General features: G+C 57.1%; 4 protein-coding genes. 2 read left to right on the top strand and 2 right to left on the bottom strand.

What is annotated here, in order from left to right:
- The coding region (locus B7L72_RS03225; RefSeq protein ID WP_081192513.1) for a PAS domain-containing methyl-accepting chemotaxis protein at positions 1-1,233 on the bottom strand (1,233 nt) is incomplete at its 3' end.
- 131 nt (positions 1,234-1,364) lie between these two features.
- The gene (locus B7L72_RS03220) at positions 1,365-2,378 is read right to left on the bottom strand and encodes an isocitrate dehydrogenase (RefSeq protein WP_081192511.1); all 1,014 of its coding nucleotides are present in this window, start codon (positions 2,376-2,378) and stop codon (positions 1,365-1,367) included.
- Between the two features lie 528 nt (positions 2,379-2,906).
- Here B7L72_RS03220 and B7L72_RS03215 point away from each other — a divergent pair.
- Together B7L72_RS03215 and B7L72_RS03210 are read left to right on the top strand one after the other, a co-directional pair.
- On the top strand, positions 2,907-4,397 hold the full coding sequence (locus B7L72_RS03215; RefSeq protein WP_081192509.1) for a SulP family inorganic anion transporter: 1,491 nt from the start codon (positions 2,907-2,909) through the stop codon (positions 4,395-4,397).
- A 19-nt stretch (positions 4,398-4,416) separates the two neighbouring features.
- A complete protein-coding gene (locus tag B7L72_RS03210) occupies positions 4,417-5,274 on the top strand; it encodes a universal stress protein (RefSeq protein ID WP_081192507.1) in 858 nt (285 codons plus the stop codon).
- Positions 5,275-5,314: the final 40 nt, after the last annotated feature.

Here is a 5,314-nt window from a genome sequence, read left to right as displayed (position 1 = left end):
AGATACGCTTTGCGCTCCCTGCAATATCTCGTTAACGATCGCCTCGATCTCCTTCACGCTGTTCTGGCTATTCTGGCCCTGTTCCACCACCTGCTGCATGGCCTGCGTCGTCTTGCTCACCAGGGCGTTGTTCTCCTTGAGCACCCGAGTGATTTCACTGACTGCATCGCTGGAGCCCTTGGCCAGTTGGCGCACCTCGTTGGCCACTACCGCAAAACCTCGCCCCTGTTCACCGGCACGTGCGGCCTCCACGGCGGCATTTAGCGACAACAAGTTGGTCTGGCTGGCAATCCGAGCGATGGAGCTGGTGATGCTATTGATCTGGGCAGCCTGCTGGTTGAGGGCGTTGATCAGTTGCTGTGCTTCGACCAGCGTCGAGGCGGCCTGCTGCGAGTCGGCAAGCACCTTCTGCAGATGTGAAAGCCCCTCTTGAGCAATGCGCTCGGTTTGGCTGGATGACGTTCTGGCGCTGCCGACGGTCGCCCTCGCGGCCTCTGTGGCAGTCATTTCCGCCGTGATGTCGGTGGCGAACTTGACCACTTTGACCACGCGCCCTTCGGCATCGAAGATGGGGTTGTAGGTCGCCTCCAGCCAGACTACCTGCCCCTGGGCATTGAGCCGGACGAACTTGCCCTGCTTGAACTCGCCGCGGGCCAGCTCTTGCCAGAAGTGGGGGTGCTGTTGATAAAACTGGGGCTCACAAAACAGGCGATGGTGTTCACCGCGAATGCGGCTCAGTGAGTAGCCCATGGCCTGCTCGAAATTGTGGTTGGCTTCCAGAATGTAGCCATCAGGGGTGAACTCGATGACCGCCATGGAGCTGTCGAGCGCTGCCAGAATGGCCCGCTCCCGTGCCGCCCTCTGGTGTTTCTCGGTCACGTCGCTGGCCACCTTGAACACCTGCACCACCTTGCCACGGCGGTTCTTGATCGGCAGGTAAGTGGCTTCCAGCCAGACTTCCTCTCCTTGCGCGTTTAACCGTCGAAAGCGCCCTTGCTGGCTTTCCCCCGAGGCCAGCGCTTGCCAGAAAGCTTTGTACTCCGGGCTGTTGGCATCTTCGGGAAAGCAGAACATCCGGTGGTGCTGCCCCTTTGTCTGTGCCAGTGAATAGCCCACCGTACTCAGAAACAAGTGGCTGGCATCTTGAATCACGCCCCCAGGAGTAAAGTAGATGCAAACGGTGTGTTGTGACAGCGCACTGCGCAGCTGGTCAGACTTCAGGGAGGTAAGCATGGCCGTAAAATTCCGGGAGCGTTGTTATAAACGCTCCTAGAATAGACCAGTTGCTTATAAAAAACACTGTTTTGTATCTTTATGGCACAAAATGTCACATTAGTAATATGTGGTATCTATTTTAATGATTATCAACGATTGACCTGCTCCACCAGGGCTTGAGCAAAGGTCGACGTCGTGCCAGTGCCGCCCATGTCGGGGGTGATCATGTCTCGGCGGGTTTCGAGTACCGCACGGATGCCGTTGCGAATGGCGTCTCCTTTTTGCTGCATGCCCAGGTGGTCCAGCATTTGTGCTGCTGCCAGCAGCAGCGCACAGGGGTTGGCCATATTCTTGCCCGCAATGTCGGGAGCTGAGCCGTGTACGGCTTCGAAGATAGCGGCCTTTTCACCGATGTTGGCGCCCGGGGCAAGGCCAAGACCGCCCACCAGCCCGGCGCACAGGTCCGAGAGAATGTCGCCGAACAGGTTGGTGGTCACCACTACATCGAACTGATGCGGGTTCATGACCAGCTGCATGCAGGCGTTATCCACGATCATTTCCTGAAATTCGATCTCCGGATACTCACTGGCGACTTCCCGGGCTACGTCCAGAAACAGGCCGGAGCTGGTCTTGATAATGTTGGCCTTGTGGACAGCCGTCACCTTTTTACGCCCGTTCTGCTTGGCCAGCTCGAAAGCGTAACGCACGATGCGCTCGGAGCCCTGGCGGGTCACCTTGATCACGGAAAGCCCGGTATTGCCGTCGTCCACCATTTCCTGGCCATCGGAGAGGTAGGCACCTTCGGTATTTTCCCGCACGGTGATCATGTCGATGCCATCGTAGCGTGAGCGAGTGCCGGGAAAACTGATGGCCGGGCGAACGTTGGCATAAAGGTCAAAATGACGGCGCAACTGAACGTTGATGGAGGAGAAGCCCTTGCCAATCGGCGTTGTCAGCGGCCCTTTCAGAGCAACACCGTGTTTCTCGATGGCATCCAGCGATGCTTGAGGCACCAGCGTGCCGTGCTTCTCGAGCGCGACCAGTCCTGCATCGATAAACTCATAGGCCAGCCCGCACTCGAGGGCCTCCAGCACCTTCAGGGTGGCGTCCATGATTTCGGGGCCGATGCCGTCGCCTTTGATCACTGCTACTGTCTGGCTCATGTGCGGATCCTCTCGTGACGTGGTTGAAAAGTGATGGAGAGCAGGCGATGGGCCCGCTATTTGAGTGCCATGGTAAGCGATACTTAGGGGGCGGGGCATCGTCTAAACGTCCAGGGAGATGGGTGCGAAGCTCCCTGTTTGCTGATAGAATGCGGCGCTCACGACGACCAAGGCACTTAGTATCAAGGTACTTAGGATCAAGACACTTAGCGGCCATCCCTTCGTCTGAAAAACGATAATAGAACAGCAAGGTTTATTTGTAATGAACAATGCAATGGCAGCGATTGCTCTGCCCACCCCAGGGCTGATGACTCCGCCCTAGGGTTCCCCTCCTTATCAGCGCCATAACGCTCTGCGCGTTATATCAGCGCTATGGCACCCCGTTCCGCTATTTGGCTATCGGCGCGTTAGCGCCTTCGGTTGGTAGCATTCATCCGACAATCTATTACTAACGTGCGCTCTTGTGCTGCCTTTGTGTGCGGCTGCGGCGCGCAATGTCTTTAACCCCCTAACCATTGGACTCCCTGAATGGCACTTTTCAGCAAGCATGAGTGGTTCTCTAACATCAAGGGCGACACGCTCTCAGGTATTGTCGTCGCGCTGGCGCTAATTCCTGAAGCGATCGCCTTTTCAATTATCGCGGGCGTGGATCCAAAAGTGGGGCTTTACGCCTCGTTCTGTATCGCGGTGATTATCGCCTTTACCGGTGGCCGCCCAGGTATGATCTCTGGGGCCACAGGGGCGATGGCGCTGCTGATGGTAACGCTAGTGCGTGAGCATGGTTTGGAGTATCTGCTGGCCGCCACGCTGCTGACCGGCGTGCTGCAAATTATCGCGGGTTACCTGCGGCTGGCGGAACTGATGCGCTTCGTTTCTCGCTCGGTGGTCACCGGGTTTGTGAATGCGCTGGCGATCCTGATTTTCATGGCGCAACTGCCGGAGCTCACCAATGTGACGTGGCACGTGTATGCCATGACGCTGGCCGGCCTGGGGATTATCTACTTGTTCCCTTATTTGCCGGTGATTGGCAAGTCGATTCCTTCCCCCCTGGTGTGCATCGTGGTGCTGACCGCCGTGTATATGATCAGCGGCATGGATATTCGCAGCGTCGGCGATATGGGAGAGCTGCCGGATACGCTGCCTGTTTTCTTATGGCCGAGTGTGCCGTTAAATCTTGAAACGCTGATGATTATCTTCCCTACCGCCATCATGCTTACCGTTGTAGGTCTGCTTGAGTCGATGATGACTGCCACCATTGTGGATGACCTCACCGACACGCCCAGCGATAAAAATCGCGAGTGTAAAGGTCAGGGTATTGCCAATATTGGCGCTGGTTTAATGGGCGGTATGGCTGGTTGCGCGATGATCGGGCAATCGGTGATCAACATCAAATCAGGCGGCCGGACGCGCTTATCATCCCTGATTGCGGGTGTGGTGCTGCTGCTGATGGTGGTATTCCTAGCAGACTGGGTGTCGCAAATTCCCATGGCGGCGCTGGTAGCAGTGATGATCATGGTCTCGATTGGCACCTTTAGCTGGGAGTCCATTCGCGACCTGAAGAAGCACCCGTTGAGCACCAATATCGTCATGCTGGCAACGGTGGCCGTCACGGTCGGTACCCACAATCTGGCGATCGGGGTTTTCGTGGGCGTACTGCTGGCGGCGCTGTTTTTTGCCAACAAAGTCGGCAAGATCATGTACGTTGGTTCGAAAGAGGTAGAGGCCGGCAAACAGCGCGAGTATCAGGTGGTGGGGCAGGTGTTTTTTGCTTCATCCGAGCGTTTTATGGCTGCGTTCGACTTCAAAGAGAGCATCGACAAAGTCACCATTGATCTATCGAAAGCGCACTTCTGGGATGTGACCGCCGTGCAGGCCCTCGATCGCGTGGTGATCAAATTCCGCCGTGAAGGCACCGAGGTCGAGCTGGTAGGCCTGAACGAAGCTAGCGCCACCGTGGTAGACCGCTACGCGGTGCATAACGACCCGGAAGCGGTTGAAAAGCTGATGGGCGGCCACTGAGCACGGTAAGGAGAACAACATGACTGAACAGGTAATCGCCGCCATTGACGGCTCCCAATTTGCCGAAGGCGTTTGTGACTACGCCGCCTGGGCCAGCCTGGCCCTGGAAGCACCTTTGACGCTTGTGCACATCGTGGATAACCACGCAGGCGCACCCGAAGCGCAGGATTTGTCCGGCAGCCTGCGTTTTGGTGCCCGCGAAAAGTTGATGGAAGAGCTTTCGGCGCTGGATGAGCAGCGTGCCAGGGTAAACCGAGAGCAAGGCAAGCTGATGCTCGAAGCTGCCAGTGCCAGAGCGGTAGAAGGCGGTGTGAGTGCGCCCACTCTCCGCCAACTGAATGGCACGCTGGTGGAAACGCTGGTGGCGTTGGAGAAAGAGATGCGCTTGCTGGTAGTGGGCAAGCGTGGTGAAACCGATCATCAGGCAAGCGGGCATCTGGGCGCCCACCTGGAGCGTATGGTGCGTGAAATGCACCGTCCGATTTTGATGGTGCCCAGAGCCTTCAAGCGTCCAGAGCAGGTATTGATGGCCTTCGATGGCAGCAAAACGGCCAAAAAGGGTATCGAGATGTTGGCCCGCTCCCCGCTGTTCGCGGGGGTCACCTGCCATGTGCTGATTGTCGGGTCAGACACGGTGGAGCATCGCAGCGAGCTGGCATGGGCGCTTGGCACCTTACGCGATGCGGGACATCATGTGCAGGGAGAAATTCGTGCCGGGGAAGTGGATGACGTTTTACAGGCGTATGAGCAAGAAAACGCCATCGACCTGCTGGTCATGGGCGCTTACGGGCACTCGCGGATTCGTCATTTGTTGGTCGGCAGCACAACCACGACCATGCTGCGCAATAGCCGAATTCCGGTACTAATTCTGCGCTGACCTACCGTCTGCCGTCAGGAGTGCCATGCACGCCAGTCTT

This window comes from Halomonas sp. BC1 (genome assembly GCF_002078135.1).
Lineage (GTDB): Bacteria > Pseudomonadota > Gammaproteobacteria > Pseudomonadales > Halomonadaceae > Vreelandella > Vreelandella stevensii.
Note: the sequence above shows the minus strand (reverse complement) of the source record. Positions and strands in the feature narration are given on the sequence as shown.